Annotated in this window: 19 protein-coding genes; 9 read left to right on the top strand and 10 right to left on the bottom strand. The window is 71.6% G+C overall.

Features of this window, described 5'->3' with window-relative positions:
- Positions 1-65: 65 nt before the first annotated feature.
- The 7 genes from ACTWNK_RS29475 to ACTWNK_RS29445 form a co-directional block, all read right to left on the bottom strand.
- Positions 66-965, bottom strand: a complete 900-nt coding sequence (locus ACTWNK_RS29475) for a hypothetical protein (protein ID WP_474307806.1) — start codon at positions 963-965, stop codon at positions 66-68.
- A complete protein-coding gene (locus tag ACTWNK_RS29470; protein ID WP_474307805.1) occupies positions 962-3,904 on the bottom strand; it encodes a hypothetical protein in 2,943 nt (980 codons plus the stop codon). The genes ACTWNK_RS29475 and ACTWNK_RS29470 overlap by 4 nt, the downstream gene beginning before the upstream one ends.
- A 45-nt stretch (positions 3,905-3,949) precedes the next feature.
- Positions 3,950-6,178, bottom strand: coding sequence for a hypothetical protein (locus ACTWNK_RS29465; RefSeq protein WP_474307804.1), 2,229 nt, complete (start codon positions 6,176-6,178; stop codon positions 3,950-3,952).
- An 11-nt stretch (positions 6,179-6,189) separates the two neighbouring features.
- The gene (locus ACTWNK_RS29460; RefSeq protein ID WP_474307803.1) at positions 6,190-8,358 is read right to left on the bottom strand and encodes a hypothetical protein; all 2,169 of its coding nucleotides are present in this window, start codon (positions 8,356-8,358) and stop codon (positions 6,190-6,192) included.
- A gap of 26 nt (positions 8,359-8,384) precedes the next feature.
- Positions 8,385-10,580, bottom strand: coding sequence for a hypothetical protein (locus ACTWNK_RS29455; RefSeq protein WP_474307802.1), 2,196 nt, complete (start codon positions 10,578-10,580; stop codon positions 8,385-8,387).
- Complete coding sequence (locus tag ACTWNK_RS29450; protein WP_474307801.1) at positions 10,577-12,814, bottom strand: hypothetical protein; 2,238 nt, start codon at positions 12,812-12,814, stop codon at positions 10,577-10,579. The genes ACTWNK_RS29455 and ACTWNK_RS29450 overlap by 4 nt, the downstream gene beginning before the upstream one ends.
- A gap of 84 nt (positions 12,815-12,898) precedes the next feature.
- The gene (locus ACTWNK_RS29445) at positions 12,899-13,504 is read right to left on the bottom strand and encodes a 1,2-dihydroxy-3-keto-5-methylthiopentene dioxygenase (RefSeq protein ID WP_474307800.1); all 606 of its coding nucleotides are present in this window, start codon (positions 13,502-13,504) and stop codon (positions 12,899-12,901) included.
- Between the two features lie 78 nt (positions 13,505-13,582).
- Between ACTWNK_RS29445 and ACTWNK_RS29440 the strand changes: the two genes are divergently transcribed.
- From ACTWNK_RS29440 to ACTWNK_RS29400, 9 genes are read left to right on the top strand one after another with little or no spacing between them, the layout of a single operon-like run.
- Complete coding sequence (locus ACTWNK_RS29440; protein WP_474307799.1) at positions 13,583-14,668, top strand: substrate-binding domain-containing protein; 1,086 nt, start codon at positions 13,583-13,585, stop codon at positions 14,666-14,668.
- A complete protein-coding gene (locus ACTWNK_RS29435) occupies positions 14,665-16,161 on the top strand; it encodes a sugar ABC transporter ATP-binding protein (RefSeq protein WP_474307798.1) in 1,497 nt (498 codons plus the stop codon). The genes ACTWNK_RS29440 and ACTWNK_RS29435 overlap by 4 nt, the downstream gene beginning before the upstream one ends.
- Positions 16,158-17,171, top strand: coding sequence for an ABC transporter permease (locus ACTWNK_RS29430; RefSeq protein ID WP_474307797.1), 1,014 nt, complete (start codon positions 16,158-16,160; stop codon positions 17,169-17,171). Before ACTWNK_RS29435 ends, ACTWNK_RS29430 begins: the two co-directional genes overlap by 4 nt.
- On the top strand, positions 17,168-18,376 hold the full coding sequence (gene mtnK, locus ACTWNK_RS29425) for an S-methyl-5-thioribose kinase (protein WP_474307796.1): 1,209 nt from the start codon (positions 17,168-17,170) through the stop codon (positions 18,374-18,376). The genes ACTWNK_RS29430 and mtnK overlap by 4 nt, the downstream gene beginning before the upstream one ends.
- Positions 18,373-18,786 (top strand): YbaB/EbfC family nucleoid-associated protein, encoded by a 414-nt coding sequence (locus ACTWNK_RS29420; RefSeq protein ID WP_474307795.1) that lies wholly within the window; start codon positions 18,373-18,375, stop codon positions 18,784-18,786. Before mtnK ends, ACTWNK_RS29420 begins: the two co-directional genes overlap by 4 nt.
- Positions 18,786-19,085 carry a hypothetical protein gene (locus tag ACTWNK_RS29415; protein WP_474307794.1) on the top strand — a complete coding sequence of 100 codons (300 nt, stop codon included), beginning with the start codon at positions 18,786-18,788 and terminating at the stop codon, positions 19,083-19,085. Before ACTWNK_RS29420 ends, ACTWNK_RS29415 begins: the two co-directional genes overlap by 1 nt.
- Before the next feature lie 4 nt (positions 19,086-19,089).
- The gene (locus tag ACTWNK_RS29410) at positions 19,090-19,581 is read left to right on the top strand and encodes a WXG100-like domain-containing protein (RefSeq protein WP_474307793.1); all 492 of its coding nucleotides are present in this window, start codon (positions 19,090-19,092) and stop codon (positions 19,579-19,581) included.
- On the top strand, positions 19,574-20,041 hold the full coding sequence (locus tag ACTWNK_RS29405; protein ID WP_474307792.1) for a hypothetical protein: 468 nt from the start codon (positions 19,574-19,576) through the stop codon (positions 20,039-20,041). Before ACTWNK_RS29410 ends, ACTWNK_RS29405 begins: the two co-directional genes overlap by 8 nt.
- Positions 20,034-20,192: a hypothetical protein gene (locus ACTWNK_RS29400; protein WP_474307791.1), complete on the top strand. Its 159-nt coding sequence runs from the start codon at positions 20,034-20,036 to the stop codon at positions 20,190-20,192. Before ACTWNK_RS29405 ends, ACTWNK_RS29400 begins: the two co-directional genes overlap by 8 nt.
- Here ACTWNK_RS29400 and mtnB read toward each other — a convergent pair.
- From mtnB to ACTWNK_RS29385, 3 genes are read right to left on the bottom strand one after another with little or no spacing between them, the layout of a single operon-like run.
- Positions 20,189-20,815 carry a methylthioribulose 1-phosphate dehydratase gene (gene mtnB, locus ACTWNK_RS29395; RefSeq protein WP_474307790.1) on the bottom strand — a complete coding sequence of 209 codons (627 nt, stop codon included), beginning with the start codon at positions 20,813-20,815 and terminating at the stop codon, positions 20,189-20,191. The genes ACTWNK_RS29400 and mtnB overlap by 4 nt on opposite strands.
- Positions 20,812-21,480, bottom strand: coding sequence for an acireductone synthase (gene mtnC, locus ACTWNK_RS29390; protein ID WP_474307789.1), 669 nt, complete (start codon positions 21,478-21,480; stop codon positions 20,812-20,814). The genes mtnB and mtnC overlap by 4 nt, the downstream gene beginning before the upstream one ends.
- On the bottom strand, positions 21,477-22,430 hold the full coding sequence (locus ACTWNK_RS29385; RefSeq protein WP_474307788.1) for a nucleoside hydrolase: 954 nt from the start codon (positions 22,428-22,430) through the stop codon (positions 21,477-21,479). The genes mtnC and ACTWNK_RS29385 overlap by 4 nt, the downstream gene beginning before the upstream one ends.

The following is a 22,430-nucleotide window of genomic DNA, read 5'->3' as shown; positions in this document are numbered from 1 at the left end:
ATAGCGCGACCCCGGGCGCATAACGCAAGTCAGCGCGACCCCAGGGGCATAACGCACAGACCGCCTCACCCCGCCACCAGCGCCGCCCCCTCGACCGGCCGACGCGACGCCGCCACCGGCGCGAGCCCCACGCTGACCAGCGGCGCACCCCCGGCCGGATCCAACCGAAACCCCACCAGCCCCAACCGAACCCCCTCAGGCACCACCACCCCCGGCATCACCCCCCCGAGCAACTCCGACGCCCCGGGAAACAACGTCCGGGCGGAAACGAACAACGCCACCTCAACCCCTGCCACCTCAACCCCTGCCACCTCCCCCCACGCCAGGCTCACCCCAAGCCTGCGCCCCCGCAGCCGATCCAGCCCGTCGGGCAACCGCCGCGCCAAGGCGTTCAACGCCCCGGCGTACCCGCTCGCATGCAGGAACGGCACCAGATCGAGCGGATCACCGGAAGGCAGGGCGACATAGACCTCGGTACGCCCCTTGCCCGGCTCGATGCCCGCCATGAGCGGCACGCTCCCCGCGGGCAGCGTCCGCCACAGCGCCGAGATGTGCGGCGGCGGCCCGGCGTCCTCCAGGCGGCGAACCTCGGCGTACATCTTCAGCCCGCCCGCCCCCCGACCGCCGATCCAGGCGCCGAACAGCAGATCGCCACCCCTCTGCCCGGCGGCGAGCCGGTCGACCAGTTCGGCGGGCGGCGCCTGACCGGCCGCGCGCAGCATCTCGACGGCGCCGGCCAGTCGCTCGTGGTCGTCCAGCTCGGGCCCGGCCACCTCGGCCGTCCAGCGGGGCCGATCGCCGTACGGACCGGCGGTCACCTCGACCGGGAAGCCGGACGGTGTGAGCCTGCTCCAGGTCCAGGCGACCTCGGGCCAGGCGCTGGACTCCAGGCGGCGGAGCACGGCCGCCAGATGTGGAGGTATGTCCGGGACGAGCCGCAGCAGCGCGGCCCTCGCCTCGCTCACGGCCCGATCCCGATCAGTGTCTCCTCGCCCGTGACGTGGGCGCGCTGATCCAGCCTGCCGTCCGAGGTCACCAGCGTGATCCGGTACGTGAACTCCCGCCGCGCGGGATCGAGCAGCGCGATACGCAACGGCACGGGGCGCACGGCGTCGCCGGGGATCTCGATGCGTTCCCTGCGGTGGTAGTCGTTGGCGTCGTCGTCGTAGTCCACGTCCAGGAACGCCGTACGCACCGTCCCGGCCGGGAAGAGCGGCACGGCGACGATGTCGATCGAGTCGGCGAACGGATCGTCGACCGGCAGGAAGGAGGCGTCGCCCTCGACGACGGGAGAGGTACGGCGGGTGCCGTTCTTCAGGTGATGGGTGAAATGCGCGCTCCACGTACGGCGTTCGGGCCTGCTCAGGCGCAGCCGCCACAGCTGGGGCGCCTCGCCGGGCTTGACGCGGAAGGTGTCACGCCGGGCGAAGCCGGCCTGGTCGTCGTAGCGCATCTCGACGTCGACGGCCTCGACGATGCCGGGATCGATCCGGTTGGGGAAGATCTGCAGTCGGAGGAAGCCGAGGTCGTCGTGCGGATCGGCCTTGAGCGTGCGGTCCTTGCTCGCCCGGGGCGGGATCTCGTAGCTGAGCCGCTCGCCGATCCAGCCCGAGTTGGCGTGGAAGTGATGCTGCATCCCGACCTGGAAGCCGATGTCGTGCTCCTTGTTCAGGAACGTGGCGAACCTCTTGGGCCCCGCATCGCCGGGCGCGAGCCTGAAGTCCTGGAGCCGATGGCCTTCGGCGTCGCCCGGATCGCCGTACTCGATCGTGACGTCGCTGGCGAACAGGCCGATGGCCTCGAAGTCGACGGGCGTCTGGACGTCGACCGTGAGCTCGCGGAAGAACGGGTCGTCCAGGTCGACCTCGACGAAGTGTTCGCTCCTGTTGAGCGGGGCGACGAGCAGTCCGACGAAGCCCTGCGGCGCGTAGGTGCGTTTGACGGCCTTCTTGCGCTCGTAGACGAAGGTGAGCTTCTTGCGCTCCTCCTGGCGGACGAACTTGAGCTGGAAGGACACCAGCGCGGGCGTCTGCGTGCCGCCGCCACCCGGCTGAGGCGTCGGTGTCGGTGTCGGTGTGGGCGTTGGAGTGGGCGTCGGGGTTGGAGTGGGCGTGGGAGTCGGCGTGGGCGTGACCGGGCGGGCGGCCCGGGTGAGGGTGGCCCTGATGCCGACGGCCGGGGTGGCGCCCGGCATCCGGCCGGTGAGCTCGGCGACCCGGTCCTCCTCCAGGTTGCCGGGATCGCCGCCGAGCACACGGGTACGCGAGCGGGTGAAGCCGAGTGCGACTCCCGAGCTGATCACCGCCCGGTTGCCGACCAGGCCCCTGGCGATGGCCAGCCGGCGCTCCGACAACGACTGGTTGAGCGCGGCCATCGCGGGCGTGTCGGTGCCCTCGAAGCTGCAGTGCGCCTCGATGGCGACGCTTTTGGGTACGGCCAGCCGGTCGAGCCACTCGCGCAACGCCGCCGCGCCGGACGGCGGAGCCGTACGACCGGGTGCGGTGCTGGCGACGAAGCGCGGGTCGCCTGGCGGTTGCGGCAGCGGGTTGCCCAGCAGATAGGAGTTGAAGATCGGATTGCTGGGCGTGGGCGAGAACCCGGCCTCCGGCGGCCGGTCGAAGGTGAAGAACAGCTTGAACGTCTCGGTGACGGGCGGGGCGGCCGGCCAGTCGACGGTGATCGGGTGCGTGCTCGACGGCTGGACGTCGACGGTCAGCGTGCCGGTGGGGCCGACGGGACGCGGCTGCCCGTCCACGGTGACGACGGCTCCCGCCGGGCCGGTGACGTGCAGGGTCTCGGTCGTGCTCGCCGGGGTGCCGGGGGTCAGGGTGAGGCCGAACCCAGGGGGGAGCGGCGTGGGCGTGGTCTGCGTGATCGTCAGCACGGCGCCGGGCAGGGCCCCGGGGGTGCCGCCGGGCGTTCCTCCCGGTGTGCCACCGCCGGGAGTCCCACCACCTCCGCCCGGCGTCCCCCCACCGGGCGCCCCTCCACCCGGTGTCCCCCCACCCGGTGTCCCCCCGCCGGGAGCACCGAGGCGCTTGAGCCGCTCCAGCACGGCGTCGAGCCCCTCAGGCTGCTGTTCGCCCTTGAGCTTGCCCAGGTCGAGCGAGGGCTCGAACCACTTGGCCAGCAGGTCGGTCTTGAAGAAGTCCAGCGCCCACCTCTCCTGTGCGTCCTTGTCGGCGTCGCCCTCGAAGTCGATGACCTTGATGCGGATGGCGCCGTTCTGCACCAGCTCCTCGAACCCGGCGTCGATGCCCACCCGCAACCAGTAGATCTGCGCGTCCAGCCCGGCCGAGAAGTGCGTGTAGACGCGTTCGAGGTCGGCCGTGATCTCCACGTGCAGGTCGGGGGTCAGCCCGGAGTACTCCAGGTCGTAGATCACGCCGATCGGCGCCGTGCGCTGGTCGAACGCCTGCTCCAGGATGATCGCCCCGGCCTGGTCGAGGACGAGTGAGAAGGCGGCGGTCTCCTCGCCGACCAGCGAGGGCTTGCTCGCCCCGAGGATCTTGGTGACCGCGGTGAACGAGCCGGGCGGCGCCGGAGCGGCCACCGTGCCGCCGCTGCCCTCCAGGTTGAGGGCCAGGCAGCGCACGGTGCCGCGTTCGACGGGCACGGGGGCCAGGCGTGGGGCCGAGCTGAGCTCGGCCGCCTTGGCCATGATCCGGCCCCGGGTCGCGGGCGGCAGCACCACGGCGGACTCGAACATGAGGAAGCCGCCGCCCTCGACGCCCGCGTCGTTGACCTCGGGCCTGAACTTGATGAAGGTGAAGGCCGGTTTGCCGTCGGCCCGCTCGCGCAACTGCACCTCGGTGGCGAGGTACCAGAGCTGGTCCTTGTCCTCGTGGTCCTGGAAGACGTGCACGCCGTCGACCTCGAAGGAGCGTGAAGTGAACTGCAGCATCGCGCGTCTCCCTGCGCAGTGGTGGAAAGCCCAGTGGTGGTGAGGTCAGACGGTGACGACGTCGGCGTCGAAGGGGCGCCAGTCCTGCACGGCGTCGAGGCCGTTGCTGAAGAAACGCTGGATCCGCAGCTCGAACCCGTCGGCCGAAGGATCGGCGAAGTCGAACTCGAACAGCCCGCTCGCACCCGGCGCGTCGAACTCGAAGGAGTCGGCGAACGACATCCCGGTCAGCCTGTCGTGCGCCCGCGCCTCCACCTTGATCCGGCTCAGCCCCTGCCCGGCGAAGTCGGCGGGCGCCCGCAGGGTGACCGAGCGGTGCCCGCGTACCTCCGTCTTGACGATGATGCGGTTGGCCAGCGTGCTCGACTTCGGCCCTTCGATGACCGTCATGTCCTTCATCAGCAGCGTGATGCGGTAGGACACCCGGCTGGCCGAAGGGTCGACGCGGTCGGCCAGGAACGGCCTCGGCTGCTGGCCCTGGACGACCTCGATGGAGTCCTCGACCCTGATCCCGTGCGCCGCGTCCTCGTACACCAGGTCGACGAAGGCCCGATCGACCAGTGTGAAGTCCAGCAGCGGCACGATGGCCACCTTGAGCCGCAGCGGGAACGGGTCGAACACGTCGATCTGCGGCAGCAGCACCGGCAGTGGCGCGGTGACGTGGTCGCGGTTGTCGGCCGCCCGGTAGGTGATCTTCGCCACGGCCGGTCCCGCGGGCTCGCCGACCAGGAACCTCTCCCACACGGCGTCGGGCTGGGCCTGGGTCAGTCTGACCACGTCGTGCTGCCTGATGCGGTGCGCGGGATCGTCGTAGCGCAGCTCCACCTCCACCAGCGGGTAGCGGTGCCAGGGGAAGCCGGGCAGCGTGAGCACCGGCAGCGCCTCCCGCGCGAACAGCGTGCGGGGTTCGATGCCCTCGGTCTCGCCGAGAATCTGGCTGCTCGGCGACTGCAGCCGGGTCGGCCGCTCGCCCGCGCCGTCGGGCAGCAGGTCGACGTGGAACCTGAGATCGACCGGCTCGATCATCTTGCCCGCCACGATCGCCGACGGCCATTCGGCCTCGCCCACGGGTGTGCTCTTGTCCAGGTGCACGGTCTTGGTGGTGCCGTGGTAGGTCAGCGTCGCGGTCATCGACCTGATCGGGTCGCGTTCGAAGTCGGCATGCGAGATCAGCTTGACCTTGCGCCGCTTGAACCAGGCGTCGTCGACGTCGACCTCTCGGACGTGCTCCTTCCAGTCGGCCCCTTCGACCGAGCCGAACAGCCCGCCCAGGTGGCCCTGCGGATAGATGGTGCGCCGTACGGTGATGCGTTCGGACATGTCGACGTCAAGGCGCTTGACGTCGATCCTGGTGAAGTGCGTCTTCTTGTAGCTGAAGACGCCGAGCGGCGTCGTCCGCTGCGGTGAGAAGGAGTCGATCACCTCGCGCGCCCGGTCCCAGCCGTCGGGCGGTGTGCGCAGCGGGTCGAGCGAGCTCTCGAAGAACGCATCGGTGATCATGTCGCGCGCCCTGGCGACGGCGGCGTCCCTGCGCGAGGTGAACGAGCCGTTCTCCTCGTCCTCGGGGATCGTGGTGTCGACCTCGAAGCGGATGGCCCGCTCGTCCTCCAGCTTCTCCATCACGTCCTGGATCTGGACGGAGGTGAACTGCCCCTCGTGGCCGAAGCTCTCGTCGAGGATCTCCTGCGTCCTGTTCCAGTCGATGCTGAGCCGCACGTGGTAGGCGGGCCGCAGCGCCAGGTAGTCCAGGCTGTACACGACGCCGATCGGCGACATCGCCAGCTGCTCCATCGCCGCCTCCAGCAGCGTGACGCCCTGCGGGTCGAGCTCGACGGAGAAGGCGGCCATGTTGTCGCCGAACAGCGCGGGCTTGGCCGCGTGCCTGATCTGCCTGACCATGGCGCCGGGCGAGCCACCGCCGCCCGGCGTGCCGCTGGCCTGGCCGAACAGCATGAGGCTGACACTGCCGTCGATCACCGGTACGGGGGCCAGCGTCGGCGTGCCGGGCAGCCCCGCCAGCCGTTCCAGCTCACCCGCCACCCGGGCCTGCCGCTCGGCCGGCATCCCGAGATGCACGTCGAAGTCGGCGAACCCGCCCGCTCGTGTCGCCGAGCGGAACTTCAGCAGGCTGAACTGCGGCACCTGCCGCCCGCCCTGCTCCCGCGTGACGAAGGAGGGGGCGAGCGGCATGTAGTAGTAACGCTGCCTGTCGACATGGTCGGGCAGCACCAGCACGCCGTCGATCATGAAGTACGGCGGTGCCTCGATGAGCATGTCCGGCTCCTCTAGGCGGGGGGCTCGATGACGAGGGTCTCGTCGGTGACGCGCTCGGGCGACTCGCTCTCCACGCGAGTGCCGTCGACCATGAAGAACTTGGCCCTCCACGTGTATTCCTTGGGCGAGTTCTCCCTGAGGCCGAGCTCGAACACCGCATCGCCCGCGCCCTTGCGGAAGGTGAAGGTCTCGCGCTCGTCGATGTGGTTGACCTGGTCCAGGTAGTGCAGCTCGAACGTGACGAGCTTGACGAGCGTCCAGTCGATGAGGTCGGGCACCAGCCTGACGGTGAGCGTCTCGGACTTCTCGCCGAGGATCAGCGTCCGGCCCTCGACCGGCTTGACGCCGCTGTCGCTGGTGGTGCCGTCGCGGAAGGTGGTGATGGCCTGATAGGTGAAGACGCCGGCGTTCTCGTCGATGACGGGGAAGGAGATGTCCTTGAACCTGCCGTCCTTGGTGATGACGGCCGACGGCGTCTGCCTGAAGTCGTTGCCCGCCTCGACGTAGGTGAAGTCCACGAAGATCGAGTCGATACTGCGCTCGAAGTCGCCCCTGCTGCGGATCTGCACGACCTTGGTGGCCGAGAACGGGTCGTCGACGTTGTAGCGCGGGCCCCTCAGCCCGGACAACTTCCTGACGAACTCGCGGCCGTCCTTCATGAAGTACTTGATCGAGCCGCCGTAGGCCTGCACCGGCTGCAGCAGCACCTCCTTGACCTTGAGCGTCTTGGTGTCCTTGTTGATCTGGAAGGTCGCCACCGGCGGCACACCGGGCGAGATCTCCGGGTGCTCCAGGGTCAGCACGGCCCTGGTGACCTGGTCGAAGTTCATGTCGCCGATCTCGACGTCGACCATCCAGAGGCCCAGCTCATCGACGTTGATCTTGAGGTCGGTGCCCTCGCCGTCCAGCAGCCCGCTGTCGAACGTACGGCTCTCGCCCTTGTAGTTGACGACGTAGCGGTACTTGAAGGCGCTCGGCCTGCCGTCCCGGAACACCTGGAACTTGTGCAGGTCGTTGGCGTTGCGGAAGGTGAAGGTCTGCACCGGGCTGGGCGGGTAGTGGATGCTCACGTCCACACTGAAGATCGGCAGCACCTCGAACTCGGCGTTGACCTGGATCGGCAGCGTGAACATGTCGAAGAAGGGGTCGTTGACGTCCACCTCGATCGCGTAGTCCTCCCAGGTGAAGCCCTGGGAGACCACCGACTGCATGTTGGCCTGCGGGTGCACCTCGACCTCGGTGACCTGCCGCTCCCTGAACTCGATGTGCACGTCGGAGGACTTGTTGACGGTCACGTCGCGCTTGATGTGCTCGAAGTCCTCGTCGCGGATCTTGGAGAAGTCGCGGTTCTCCGGCGCGATGGCCTCCAGCAGGTTGCGCTTGACCGCCTCGTCGAGCTGCTTGGTGACGGCCTCGCGCAGGGTGTCGATGACCTTGGCGTTGGCCGGGTCGCTGCTGACGGAGCCGCCGGGGTCGACCTCGACGAACCGGGACTCGGAGTTGGCGAACGTCTCGTTCACCCGCTCGCTGAAGTCGTCGGCGCTCCAGAAGTTCTCCTCGAAGTCGACCTGCTGGACGAAGCTGTAGAACTTGGTCGCAGTCCAGTGGCCGAACGCCCTGATCGGCGGCATCCTGGCGCTGAAGGTCAGGTCGTAGACGACCCGCACGCCACCGGCGCCCTCGCTCTTCATGACGGCCTCGAAGACCGGCGCGCCGAACTGGGTGAGCTCGGCCGAGACGGCCACGACATTGTCGCCGAACATCGACGGCTTGCCCGCGTGGTTGACCTTCTGCACCAGGTTGCCGCTGTCGGCGAGGATCTCGACGCTCACGGTGGCATCGTTGACCTGCGGCTTGGACAGCACCAGCGTCTTGGGGTCGACGGGCGGCGCGCCCTGGCCCCGGCGGCTCTGCACCAGCTCGGCCAGCCGCTGGCGCAAGGCCGCGTCCTGGGCGTCGGTGAGGGCCAGTTCGATGTCCATGAAGACGAGCGCGGCGCCGACGTCGCCGTTGGGCAGCGGCTTGGGCGTGCGGTACTTCACGTACTTGAAGACGGCCTTGTTCTGGTCGTCGCGGCGCATGATGGGCACCTTGGGCAGGACGTAGAAGTCGAGGTCCGATTGGTCGTCGAGGTAGACGGTGGCGTGGTCGGTGTCGATGGCGCCCATGAGTTGCAGCATGACTGCTCCCGTTCTGTGGCTTTTCTTCAGTCGGTCTTGACGAGGTCGGCCAGGTCCCTGGCCCGGGTGTGGGCCCGGCCGGGCCCGCGTTCGGTGAGTTCGCCGACCACCCGCAGCCGTTCGCGCTCGCCGCCGAGCGCCGCCTTGACCGCGGCGCGCTGCCCGGCGGTGAGGGTGGCCGACAGGGCGGTTGTCCACGGCGGCAGGCCGGAGGAGCCGCCTTCGGCGATCGGCCGCCACGTGCCGTCGGCGTCCTTGGCCTCGACGGCGACCCGGGTCACGCTCACGTCCGCGGGCCGCACCTGCCTGGCGTCGCCAGCCGTACGGCCGCGCAGGGCCGAGAGCACGCCGTCCCTGGAGTCCTGCGGCAGGTCGAGCCTGGTGGTGAGCTGCAGGAAGGCCAGCTCGCCCGCCTCGATGAGGCCGACGGCCGGACGCCCGTGCTGGTCGCGTTCGAGGAAGGGGCCGGGCGGCACGTAGTTCCACGTGCCGGGCTCGCGCCGGTCCGGACGCAGCTCCAGGCCGTCCACGACGACGGACTCGGGCTCGTCCACCGTGATGACCAGGCCGGGGACCGGCGCGACGGGGGCGGACCAGGGCCCGGTCGTGCCTCCGCGTACGACGCGCCACACGACGCCCGGCTGGAAGGGCGAGGTGGCGACCCAGCCGATCTCGGCCGAGGAACGTTCCACCGTCAGGCGTGCCCGCTGGAGCTCTTCGGGGGAGCCGCCTTCGGCATGCCATTCGACGGTGAGGGGAGGCGTGAGGGCGGCCACGGTGGCGCGGTGCGCGCCGAAGCCGGGCAGCAGCGCCGGGTCCAGGTCGTGCCTGGCCGTGCCGTCCAGTGCGATCTCGATCGGCCGGCCCGGACCCAGCGGCGTCAGCACCACGCGGGTCGCCCGGTCACCCGGGTGTTCGGGGATCGCCAGGTGCGGGGTGCCGGTGGCGAGCAGCCCGGCCGTACGCCCGGAGGTGGTCAGGACCGCGGCCGTGGCCAGGGCGAGCAGCGCGTCGGAGGCGCGCAGCACGGTCAGCGGCAGCGGGAAGGCGGCACGCCCGAGCAGCAGGTGCCTGGCGTTCGCCGGCTCCCACGGGCCTTCGAGCTCGACCGGGCCGTCGGCCGAGTCGACCAGCGCCCGCAGCCGGGCCTCGCCGCTCAGCGTCTCGCCGGGGGCCAGCACGACGGTGCCCGAGGCGGTGCGGTGCGGAGTCGTGAGCGGGAAGGACACGCTGACCTGCTGCGGGCGCTGCGGCGGAGCGGGAGGCGCCTTCAGGTCGGCGAAGAGCCGCAGCAGCCCGGCGACCGGCTCGGGCAGGTTCGCCACCGCCGTCACGGGCACGTGCCCCGTGGGCAGCTCGGGCAGGGTGATCTTGCGGACGAACCTGTCGAGCGAGCCGCCCGCCTGCCCCCTGGCCGTGGCGAACGGGTCCAGGGTGAGCCGCCTGTGCACGATGACGGGCGCGGGCACGGCCAGATCGAGCTCGACCCGGCCGGAGGGGACCGACGCCGGGTCGAGCAGCACGAGGTCGAGGGAGGCGCCGGGCGCGGGCACGGCCAGCAGCGGGGCGATCCGGCGGGCGAGCGTCCGCCGCCGTGCGACCTCGGACCCGTCGGCCTGGCCTTCGAGCAGTGCGTCGAGCGCCTCGCCCAGCTCCTCCAGCCTGACCCTGGCCCCTTCGCCGAGCCGCCCGGCCAGGCGCAGGGCGAGCTCCGCCGGGTCGAAGCCGGTCGCGAACGGCACCCGCTCGGCCACCGCCCTGAACGACAGGCGCAGCGCCGCCGTCACCGGGAGCGTCGCGTCCTCGATCAGCTTGGCGGCCAGCACGGCCGCCTGTGTGCTCAGAACAGCCGCCATCCTGGCCCTGCTCACCTCGTCGGGGGCGAGGGCGAGCGGAGGGACGAGCTGCTTCTCGGCGGCGGGCCCGAGCAGCGCGGTCACCTCCAGCACGCCCTCGCGCACATCGGCGGGCACCACACGCGCCCCCGCCACGCTCCCGTCGCCCGCCTCGGCCGTCACCGCGGCGAAGCCGGCCTCCAGCCTGCCGATCGGCTCGAAGACGAGGCTGCGTTCCAGGGTGAGCAGCAGTTCGGCCGAGCCGTCCGCCTGCCGTTCCAGGTCGAGTCGGTCGGGGACCGACACCACCTGTCCGGCGCGTTCGAAGGCGGCGTATCCCGTGCCGACCGGTGACGCCAGGTCGGGCAGGCCGCTGAGTACGGTCATGATTGCTCTCCCACTCCGGCTGCCGTCCTGATCGGCAGCAGGATCGTCGCGTCGGTCGTACGCGGCTGGCTGACCCCGATGCCGCCCGAGGTCCACAGGGTCTCGGTGCGGTAGCGCAGCGGGGGCAGCGGTGCGCCGACGAGCAGCGGTTTGATCGGCACCAGGACGGTGGCGACCGCGCGCGGCTCGGCCTCGGTCAGCCGCACCGACGCCGACGCGCCGTCGATCGTCACGATGAAGGCCGCGACCCGGTCGCCAGGCGCCTCGAACTGGCCGGGCACGGCCTCGACGACGATCTGCCGGGTGAGCCGGGGATTGGCGCTGTCGTCGAAGATCGAGGTCCAGACCGCCTCCCTGTCCAGCAGGACGACGAGCCCGCTCTGGTCCAGGAGCACGGCCTCGGCCGGACCGGCCAGCGGCGCGGCGGGCACCAGGTCGATGTCGAGCGACTCGCCTGGCGTCAGCAGCTTGGCCGTGGGCAGCCCCTGCACCGCCAGCGCCACCCGCTGCGCGCCGACGAGCGCGGTGGCGGCGAGGCGGTCCAGTCTGACCGGGCTCTCCACCGCGTTGGTCAGCCTGGCCCTGATCCGTGTGGCGTCGGCCAGCAGCGGGGTCAGGGTCAGCACGTCGCCCGCGGTGTGTTCCAGGCGCAGTTCGAGCGGCACGTCCTCGACGGGCCCGCCGCCCGCGCTGACCCGCACCTCACCGCGCAGCAGGCTGAGCGAGGCCCCGAACAGCGCCTCGTGCACCAGCCTGAAGTCCTCGAGCGCGAACGTCTCCGCGTGCGTGACGCCGAGCTCCAGGTCGATCTGGGCGTCCGGCCGCTCGGTCAGCGCGGCCGAGGGCGCCCCGCCGACCGGCAGCGCCAGCCGCAGCACGGGCTGGGCGTCCGGCAGGATCTCCATGATCACCGCCCCGGTCCCGCCCCGCAGCGCCGCCTCCTGCTCCAGCCGGGGGACGGCGAGCTCAAGCCGTTCGGGGACGAAGATCGGCCGGGCCAGGAACTCGGTCGTGATGCGCAGGTCGTCCTGGCTGGCGGCGCTGGTCGCCCTGACCCTGACGGCCGGTCTGCGCAGCGACTCGCCCATCCTGGCCAGCAGGAACCTGTCGGGCAGGAAGTAGAAGCGGTTCGGCCTGACCGGGTCCTGCCAGTAGGAGTGGCTGCGGTCGCCGTGCGGGATGCGTACCCTGCTCATCGGCTGCAGGGCGCCGCCCGCCGCGCCGCCGCCCAGCCGTACCCGCTGGGCCTCGGACAGGATGAGCGGGCTCGGCGGCGCCACCCGTTCCATCATCAGCGTGCTCTCGCGGTAGAGCAGGTTGCCCATGCCGTCGACCGCGCCGGTCGGCAGGCCGACGACCACCCCGCGTTTGATCACCAGCTCGACGGCGGCCTCCAGCGAGCCCATGGCGGCCAGCAGTTGCTCGCGCACGCCGGGTGTGGTCAGCGGCAGCTCGGCCGTGAGCACGGTCTGGCTCGCGTCCAGCGTGATGATCGGGAAGGGCAGCTCGACCGTCATGCTGCCGCCGCCGTGCACGGGCACCCGGTACCTCAGGGCCACCGCGATGACGTGCGGCAACTCCCTGAAGCCGGGATTGACCTCCACCTCGACGAAGCTCAGCGAGAGCGTCGCGGTGCCGTCGCGGTCGACGATCAGCACGCGCGGCTCGTCGATCGCCCCGACCCTGTCGAAGATCAGGTCGTAGATCGGCAGGGCGTAGCCGGTCTGGCCGTCCGGGCTCTCGAACACGTCGATGTCGGAAGGGGTGGCGCTGAGGGCGATCGGCACATTGAGCTGATCGCGCGGGACGCCGTCGACGGTGGGGTCGACCGGGGGCGGGCCGAGCACGTCCGGCGGCCAGATGACGCCGGGGTCGGGTACGAAGGGGTCCTGCCACCACTTGGGCAGTTCCTCTTCGGGGATGATCGGCGGCCCCTCGTCCGGTATCGGCCTCAACCGGTCGCGGTCGAGGTCGAGCCAGTCGAAGTGCGGCACCTTGACCGGTCTGAACAGGTCGTCGATCGTCACATCGCGCTGGGGGAAGACGTCGGGCGTCGGCAGCCGCTTGACGATCAGCTGGTCCTCGGGCAGCAGCGGCACGCCGATCACGGTGGGGCCCGGCTGTTCGAGGTCGGGTCCCACCGGCAGGGTGAGGTCGGGCAGATCAAGGTCGGGCAGAACGGGGGCGAAGTCGTCCTCGCCGCCGCCGAATTTGATCACGAAGGAGTCCGCCATCGTCACGCTCCCGCCGTCGGTGAAGCTGGCATGCGTGACGATGGTGACCCCGCTACGGGGCCCGGCGAATGAGTAGCCCCCTACTCAGACCGTGTACGGCCCGCCGGGCCGGAGAGCTGCGCGGCGTGCGGCGATGTCGTCGTAGCCGGGGATGCGCGAGGCGATGGTGTCGCCGGTGAAGTCGCCGATCCAGCCGTCGTCGTCGTGGAAGAAGCGGATGGCGGTGAAGTCGGGTGTGGTGCCCATGTCGAACCAGTGCGTGGTGTTCCTCGGCACGCTGAGCAGGTCGCCCGCCTCGCACAGCACCGCGTGCACCTTGCCGCCGACGTGCAGGTAGAAGATGCCGGAGCCGTCGACGAAGTAGCGCACCTCGTCGTCGTCGTGGGTGTGCTCGGCGAGGAACTTCTGCCGGGCCGCCGCCGCGCGCTCGGGCCAGTCGGGGCTGTCGTCCGGGCGCAGCCTGGCCACGTCGACGAAGGTGTAGCCCTCATCGGCGGTCACCTTGCCGATCTCCTCGCGGTAGGCGGCCAGGATCTCCTCCTGGCCCGCGCCCTCCGGCAGTTCGGCGACGCGCCAGTGCCGCAGCAGCACGTCGATCTCCTTGAGCGCGGCGGCGATCTCGTCGGTGTCCTGGGTCTCCAGCAGGGTCTCGGGGCGCTCTCCGTCGGTGTAGACGGTCAGGTAAGTCATATCGCCATTATATGCAAATCCTCCTATTCCTACACGAAAAGTGGACAATAGGGTCTCAGACGTCCTACCATCCCCTCTGTGATCTCCGTAAGACTTCTCGTCGCCGGTCTGGGCGTGCTCGCGCTCGCCGGATGCTCCCAGGGCACGCCCGCCGCGTCTCCCTCGACCGCGGCCCCCGCTCCCGCCGCCTCGACCGCCGCGCCGTCGGCCCCCGTACCGGCCGTCTTCGCCGCGGGAAAGGTACGCGTCTCGCTCGTCCGGCAGCTGTCGTCCGGCGACTACGCCGAGCAGTGGCTCGCCGGAGCCAAGGGCGAGGCCGAAGCGCTGAACATCGACCTCGACGTCTCCAGCGCCGACGGCAACAACGACAGGCAGGCGCTCAACCTGGAGCAGGCGGTCGGCGCCAAGGCCGCGGCGATCATCGTCGACCACGGCTTCGCCGACACCGTGCAGCCCGCCGTCAAGAAGGCGGTCGCCGCCGGCATCCCCGTCGTCGCCTTCGACGTCGACCCCGGCACGCCCGAGGCCGTCACCATCTCCCAGGACGACAAGCTGATCGCCGAGCAGGCCCTGGGCGCGCTCAAGACCGACACCGCGGGCAGCGGCGAGGTCGTCTACGTGTACGTCGCCGGGTTCGCGCCACTGGATCGGCGTGACGCGGTGTGGAAGCAGTTCAAGGCCGACAACCCGGGTATCAAGCAGGTCGCGCAGATCGGCGTCGTCAACAGCTCGACCGCGTCGGCCGTCGCCGACCAGGCCAAGGCCACGCTGCTGGCCAACCCCGGGGTGAAGGCGATCTTCGCCCCCTACGACGAGTTCGCCAAGGGCGCGGTGCTCGCGGTCAAGGAGCTCAAGCTCCAGGACAAGGTCAAGATCTACGGCGCCGACGTCTCCACGGCAGACATCGGCGTCATCACCGAGGCCGCGAGCCCCTGGGTCGCCACCTCGGCCGCCGACCCCGCCAATGTGGGCCGCGTCGCCGTACGCGCCGCCGCGCTGCTGGTGGCCGGGCAGCCCGTCGACAAGGCGCTGACCGTGCCGCCCGCGCTCATCACCCAGGCGCAGCTGCGCTCGGCCGCCATCACCAGCATCGAGCAGCTCACCACCGCCGTGCCCGCCCTGACCACGCCCGACGTCGCGAAGGTGCCGTGGGCGGGCAGGTGAGCGTGCTCTCGCTCGAAGGCCTGACCAAGAGGTACGGCACGACGACGGTGCTCGACGACGTGTGGCTCGATCTGGCGGGCGGCGAGGTGGTCGGCCTGGCGGGAGCCAACGGGGCGGGCAAGTCGACGCTCATCAGGATCCTGTCCGGCGTGAGCGCCCCCACGTCGGGACGCCTGCTCCTGGACGGCAGGCCCGTCGCGTTCGCCGGGCCGGTCGAGGCCGCCAGGGCCGGGGTGCGGACCGTGCACCAGAACATCGACGACGGCGTCGTGTTCGGGACCACGGTCGCCGACAACCTCGTCCTCGACGACCTGGGTTCGGGCTCGGCCGGGCGGCCGGGCTGGTTCGTCACCAGGGCGCGGCTGCGGGCGCGTGCGGCCGAGGTCGCGGCGGGCCTGGACGTGCCGCTGGAGGCCAAGGTCGAGACGCTGCCCGCCAGCGTCAGGCAGCAGATCGTCATCGCCAGGGCGCTGGCCCGCCGCGCCAGGGTGCTCGTCCTGGACGAGCCGACCTCGACGCTGTCGCAGGCCGAGTCCGCGGTGCTGCTCTCACGCGTGCGGGAGGCGGCCGAGGCCGGGGTCGCGGTGCTGTACGTGTCGCACCGGCTGGCCGAGCTCGAGCAGGTGTGCGACCGGGTGGTGGTCCTGCGCGACGGGCGCGTCAGGCGCGACCTCCCCGCTCCCTTCGACCGTACGGCGGTCGTCGCGGCGATGCTGGCCGGAGGGGAGCGGCCGGTCGGCCCGGCCCGCCCGGCCGCGGACGAGCGGCGTGAGCCGGTGTTCGCGGCCGTCGGCGTCAGGGCGGACGAGCGCGGCACGCCGTTCGGGTTCGAGGTCGGGCCGGGGGAGATCGTCGGGCTGACCGGGCTGGTCGGCGCGGGCAAGAGCGAGGTGCTCGGCCAGGTCGCGGGCGCCAGGCCGCTGGTCGCCGGGCACATGCTGCTGGACGGCTCGCCCTACGCGCCGCGCGGCCCGCATGCCGCCATCGCCGCCGGGGTCGCCTACTGCGCCGAGGAACGGGCCGCGCAGGCCGTCGTCCCCGGCTGGTCGGTGCGGGCGCACGTCACCCTGCCCAGGCTGCGGGCGCACAGCCGGGCCGGACTGCTCTCACGCGCGGCCGAACGGCGCTCCGCCGCCGAGGTCGTCGCGCGTTTCGGGGTGCGGGGCGGCGGGCCCGAGGCGGCGATCGAGACCCTGTCGGGCGGCAACCAGCAGAAGGTGATCGTCGGGCGCTGGCTCCCGGCCTCGCCCAGACTGCTCGTGCTCGACGAGCCGTTCCGCGGCGTGGACGTGGGGGCCAGGGCCGACATCGGTGCGATCCTTCGCGAGTCGGGCGTCTCGGTGCTCGTCGCGAGCTCGGACCCGCAGGAGGTGCTGGAGGTCGCCGACCGCGTCATCGTGCTGCACGAGGGCGTGCCCACCGGCGAACTGCGTCCCGCCGACGCCTCGCCCGAGCGCGTCGCCGCACTGATGGCCGGGCAGGGCGCCCGATGAGCGCGGACGCGCCCGTCGTGGCGCTGCGGCTGCTGGCCAGGGCCGGGCACCGGTTCGGGCTGGTCGTCGCGCTCGTCGTCATGCTGGTGGTGTTCGCGGTGGCCGAGCCGGCCTTCGCGACGTTCGGCAACGCGCTCATCGTGCTGCAGTCGGTCGCGGTCGTCGGCGTGGTCGCACTCGGGGTGACGGTCTCGATGACCACGGGCGGCTTCGACCTGTCGGTCGGCGCGTGCGTCGGCACCGTGGTCATGGTGACCGCGCTGACCATGGTCAGGTACAACCTCACCGGCGCCACCGCCATCGCGTTCGGCCTGCTCGCCGGGCTGGTGGTGGCGGGCGTCAACGTCCTGCTCACCGTCGTGGCCAAGGTGCCGGACCTGGTCGCGACGCTCGGCACGATGTTCGTCTTCCAGGGCCTCGCCCTCATCCTCACCTCCGGCCAGTCGGTCTCCACCGGGATGACCGTCGACGGCGCACCCGCGCCCGGCCGCTACACCGAGGGCTTCGCCTGGCTCGGCTCCGGCACGATCGGCCCGGTCCCGGTGCCCGTGATGGTGTTCGCCGCCCTGGCCGTGCTCGTGTACGGCCTGCTCGGCCACACCCGCTGGGGCAGGGCGCTGTACGCGATCGGCGGCAACGCCGAGGCGGCCAGGCTGGCCGGTATCAGGGTGGCCGCCTACCGGGCCCTGGCCTACGCGGTGTCCGGCCTGTGCGCCGCCGTCGGCGGGATCCTGCTGTCGGCCAGGCTCGGCCGAGGCGACGTCGGCGCGGGCGAGCCGTACCTCCTGCAGGCGGTGGCGGCGGCCCTCATCGGGTTCGCCGTGCTCGGCGCCAACCGGCCCAACGCACTGGGCACCGTCGTGGGCGCGTTGTTCATCGGAGTGATGATCAATGGCCTGACGATGCTCGACGCTCCCTACTACACGCAGACCTTCGTCCAGGGCGCACTGCTCGTCGGCTCACTCGTGGTGAGCTACACGCTCGGACGCGGGGAAAGGACACACCGATGAGCGCCTACGAGCTGCTCACCGCCGAGACCGTGCCCGCCTATCTGGCGGGGCGGCAGGCCCTTCGCGCCCTGGTCGACCCGGAGGCCGTCACCGGCGTCAGGGAGATCGGCGACGGCAATCTGAACCTGGTGTTCGTCGTCGAGGTGGACGGAGGGCCAGGCCTGGTGCTCAAGCAGGCCCTGCCGTACGTCAGGGTGGACCCGGCCTGGCCGATGACGCCGCTGCGCAACGGGTTCGAGGCGCAGGCGTTGCGCACGCACGGCAGGGTGGCGCCGGGCCGAGTGCCCGAGATCTACGACGCCGACCCCGGCAGGCACGTCATCGCGATCGAGGACCTGTCCGGCCACCGCGTGTGGCGGGGCGCGCTCAACGAGGGGCTCAGGCACGAGGGAGTCGCCGCCGACCTCGGCCGCTACCTGGGCCAGGTGGCGTTCGGCACCTCCGTGTTCGGACTCGGCGCCAAGGAGCACAAGCGGGCCGCCGCGGCCTCGGTCAACACCGAGCTGTGCGAGATCACCGAGGACCTGGTCTTCACCGAGCCGTACATCGAGCACGAGCACAACCTGATCCTGCCGGGCAACGCCGCCGACGTGGCCGCCTACGTCGAGGACCCCAGGGTGCGGGCGGCGATCGGCGCGGCGAAGCTGACGTTCATGACGCACGCCGAGGCGCTCATCCACGGCGACCTGCACACCGGCTCGGTCCTGGTGAGCCAGGAGCCGCACTCGGCCAGGGCCTTCGACACCGAGTTCGCCTTCTACGGGCCCGTCGGCTTCGACGTGGGCGCGCTGTGGGGCAACTACGTGCTGGCCGCGGCCAGGGCGAGCGTCCTTGGCCACGACGCGCACGCCACCTGGGTGCTGGGACTGGCCGAGCAGACCTGGCAGGCGTTCGAGGCCGAGTTCACCGCCCTGTGGCCGCGGCGGGCCGACCCCCGGGTGTTCGGCGATGCGGTCAGGGACGCCTACCTGTCGAAGGTGTACGCCGACGCGGTGGCGTTCGCCGCGGCCAAGGCCGCCCGCCGGGTGATCGGCTTCTCCCGGGTCAGCGACATCGAGACGCTCCCCGAGCCCGAACGCGTCACCGCGATCAGAGGCGTGCTGGCCGTGGCCAGGTTCCTGCTGGTGGCGGGCGTCGCCTTCGACCGGCCGGGCGTGCTGTTCGACCGGGCGGGCCAGGTGCTGTGCGGGCAGGTGCGCCGATGAGCGAGGAGTCGCGGGCCGGCCAGGCCGATCTCGGCGCCGAGTCGTTCGGCCGCCTGCTCGGCGACGCGCACGACCTGCTGCGCACGACCAGGCAGGCCGCCCTCGCGGCGCAGCCGCAGATCCGCCAGGCCGAGTCGGCGGGCGGCCTGGTCCGGGTACGGCTGGGCGCCGACGGCCTGATCGACGCCCTCGCCATCGACCCCCGTGCCATGCGCCTGGGCTCCGAAGGCCTGGCCGACGCCGTCACCGAGGCCGTGAACGCGGTGCTGCCCGGCGCCCCGCGGCCGCATGCCGTACCCGAAGGGCTTGAGGAGGAGCTGCGCGAGCTGCAGGAACGCGCCGTGCGGGACCTGGCCCGGCTCGGCGAGTCGCTCCAGGGCGTGCTCGCCAGGATCGACAGGAGAGGCTGATGGAGGTGCACCACCCGAGCCTGAAGAGCGCGGGCGAAGGCCTGGCCGCCACGGGCGAGGACCTGCTGGCCAGGACGGCGAGGTTCGAGGCCGAGGTACGGGCGATCGGCCTCACCTGGGGCCAGGACGACATCAGCCTGCTCATCGGCCCCGCCTACCGGGTCATCCACGAGCACGCGATGGACTCGGTGCGATCAGCCGTACTGGGGCTGGTCGAGCGGGGTGAAGGGGTGCTGGCGATGAAGGCCGGCTACAGCGCCGCCGACCGGGCCGCCGAGCGCGCCGTGGCGGTGAGCTGAGCCGATGGGTCTCATGCTGCCGCCCGCCATGGCCGCACTGCTGGCCGAGACCGGCTTCCTGTGGCCGCAGATCGACGAGGAGGACACGGCGGCGACGGCCATGCCGTGGATCGCACTCGGCGACGACCTGCGCCGGGCCTGGCGTCAGGCCGACGCCGCGGCCGCAGGCGTGTGGCGGCACGGGGAGGGCGAGGCCGTCAGCGCGTTCAAGGCGGACTGGACGGGCGAGCACGGCCCGGCGAAGGTCGTGGCCGACGGCGGCAGGGGGACCTGGGTGGTCGGCGCGCTGCTTCTGGTCTGCTCGGCGCTGGTCCTGGCACTCAAGATCGCCCTGATCGTGCAGCTGACCGTGCTGCTGGTGCAGATCGTGCGGGCGCTGGCCACGTCCGGCGTGACGTACGGCGCCTCGCTGCTGGAGATCCCGGTGTTCAAGCGCATCTCGGGCCTGCTGATCGACCGCTCCTTCGACCAGGCGACCAGGGTGCTGCATGCCTAGGCACATCCCGTCGGACGGCGGCTTCTTCGCCAGGAGGGCCGCCGCGCTGTTCGCCAGACCGGCGCCGATCATCCGCCCGAACCTGGGCCATCTGCCCGGTCAGCTCCGCACGACCGGCGGCTTCAGCTGGCAGCCGAGAACGGGCGACGTGCCGGTCGACGGCTACATGGCGGCGCTCCGCGACACCAGCCACATCTACACCAGACGCGCGGGCGACGGCCTCGAACGCGACAGTGCGGAGATCATCGCCTTCCTCATGCGCCACCGCGACACCTTCAGGGGCAGACCGGACCGCTACCTCGGCGGCTGGGACAACGGCCAGGGCCGGGTCTACCTCGACATCACCCAGCGCTTCGACAACCGCCGCGACGCCGTACGGCTCGGCATCGCGGAGAACCAGGAAGCCGTCTACGACGTGCGCAGAACACGGACGATCTCCACAGGAGGCACGGGTGACTGATCGGCGGTTCCACATGCGGGTGCCGGAGGACTTCTACGAACTGCCGGAGGAGGACCAGCTCGCCTGGGCGATGGCCTTCGCCGAACGCCTGCGCGAGGCCGAGCCGGAGCAGGGCGGCGACGTGGCCGCCCTGCTCGCCCACGAGTTCTAGGTCGCCGAGGCCAGCTTGTAGGCCAGCAGCCACTCCACGCACTCGGTGACGTGCCTGGCCGCGCGCAGATCGGCGGCCCAGGCGTACAGGCCGTGCGAGGCGACGATCACGGCGGGCACCCCGGCGTCGTGCGCGGCCTCGAAACGGTCGCCGAGTTCGGTCATGTCCTGGCTGTTGGCGATCACCGGGAAGACCACCTCGTCGTCGTGCGCCGCCCTGCCGATGCCCTTGAGCGTCTCGACGTCGCGCAACGCCACACCGTCCGGCCAGCGCGCGCCCGCCACGACGGCGTTGATCGCGTGCACGTGCACGACGGCTCCCGCGCCGGTCAGCGCCGCGATCCTGGCATGCAGCCCGGCCTCGGCGCTCGGCCGCAACGGCGTGACGCCCTCGACGGCCACGGGTTCGCCGTGCGGGCCGACGACCGCGACGTCGGAGGCGGCGAGCTCGCCCTTGTCCAGGCCGCTGGCCGTCACCGCCAGGCGCAGCGGCTCACGGGTGAGCACCTCCGACAGGTTGCCCGAGGTGCCGCGCATCCAGCCGAAGGAGTTGTACCTGGCCGACTCGCGTGCCAGCCTGGCCCCGGCCTCGAAGACGCGGTCGGCTCTCAGCACGGTGCTCACCTGTCCTCCTGGAAGGGGTCGATCTCCGTGAACGACGCGACCGCCGGGTGCGCGCCGAAGTCGTCGTGCTCGCTCGGTTCGCCGGGACGGCGCAGACCGGTCGTGCGCCAGCCCGCCTCGGTGGCGGCGTCGAGCTCGGCGGGCACGTCGGACAGGAACAGCGGCCTGGCCGCGTCCAGCCGGGCGGCGATCGTGCGATAGGAGGCCGCCTCGCGCTTGGGCCCGGCGTTGACGGTGTCGAAGTACTGCTCGACCAGCGCCGACAGATCGCCGTCGGCGGCATGCGCGAACCACGGGCGCTGGCTGGACACCGAGCCCGACGAGAACACCGCGAGCCGCGCGCCCGCCGCACGCCAGGCCCGCAGCGCGGGCGCGACGTCGGGGAAGAAGTGCGCGCTCAGCTCACCGGCGGCGAAGCCCTCGGCCCAGATTCGCCCCTGCACCGCCTTCAGCGGCGGCGCCTTCACGTCGTGGTCCATCCAGGCGTGCAGGATCGCGGCCGCCTCCTCCGGCGTGTCCCCGCCGATCGCGGCCACCAGGGGGTCGTCGGCATGGGCCCGCAACCAGGGCAGCAGCCGGGGCCTGGCATAGGAGTAGAGCCCGACGTGCACCGACGCCGTCGAGCTGGTCGTGCCCTCGATGTCGAGGACGATCCAGTCGCTCATGCGGCCAGCACCCGTACGAACTCGCCGACGAACCTGGCCGAGTCGACCGCGGTGACCACCTTGGTCGGCGGCGTGCGCACGTAGGGGAAGGAGGGCGGCAGGCCGTCGTGGGTGCGCATCAGCCTGGCCCTGGACAGGAAGCCGTCGCTGACCACGTTCACCGGGCCGAGCTCGGAGGCGGTCGCGAGCGTCGGGTCGAGCAGGATCCCGGCCGCGAGCGGGTCGTGCAGCGGGATGATACGGCGGCCCCACTCGTTCTGGTAGAAGTCGAGATAGGCGTCGAGGATCTCGGTGGCGAACGTCGTGCGCGGCGTGCCCGCCACGCGCAGTGCGGTGATCGCCCGCTCGTCGAGGATCGTCGACTGGGTGACGTTCACGCCGACCATCACCAGCTCGTTGCGCGGCGCCTCGAACACCGCCCTGGCCGCCTCGGCGTCGTTGTTGACATTCGCGTCGATCATCAGCAGCCGCCCGGGTTCGGCATAGGGGCCGGAGCCTCCCATGATCACGACCGAACGATACTTGAGGAACAGCTCGGGGTCGAGGCGGAGCGCCAGCCCCAGGTTGGTCAGCGGCCCGAGTGCCAGCAGGTCGAGCTCGCCCGGCCGCTCGCCGGCCAGCCTGACCAGCAGTTCGGCCCCGCTCTCCCCGGTCACGGCGGGCAGCGGCCGGTCGTAGCCGACGTCGCCGAGTCCGTCCTTGCCGTGCACGTGCCCGGCGATGTGGGCCGCGCCCGCGATCGGCGCGGCGGCGCCCCTGGCGATCGGCACGTCCAGCCCGAGCAGCCGGGTGACGTAGCCGATGTTGCGCGCGGCGTCCTCCTCCTCGCAGTTGCCGAACACGGACGACAGGCCCGCGATCTCGGCGTCCGGGCGTCCGGCCAGGTACAGCAGGGTGTGGGCGTCGTCGACCCCGGTGTCGGTGTCGACGACGACGCTGCGGACGGTCAT

This window comes from Nonomuraea sp. IBHARD001 (assembly GCF_056106265.1).
The sequence above is the reverse complement of the archived record's forward strand: the minus strand, read 5'-3'. Positions and strand labels throughout refer to the sequence as shown.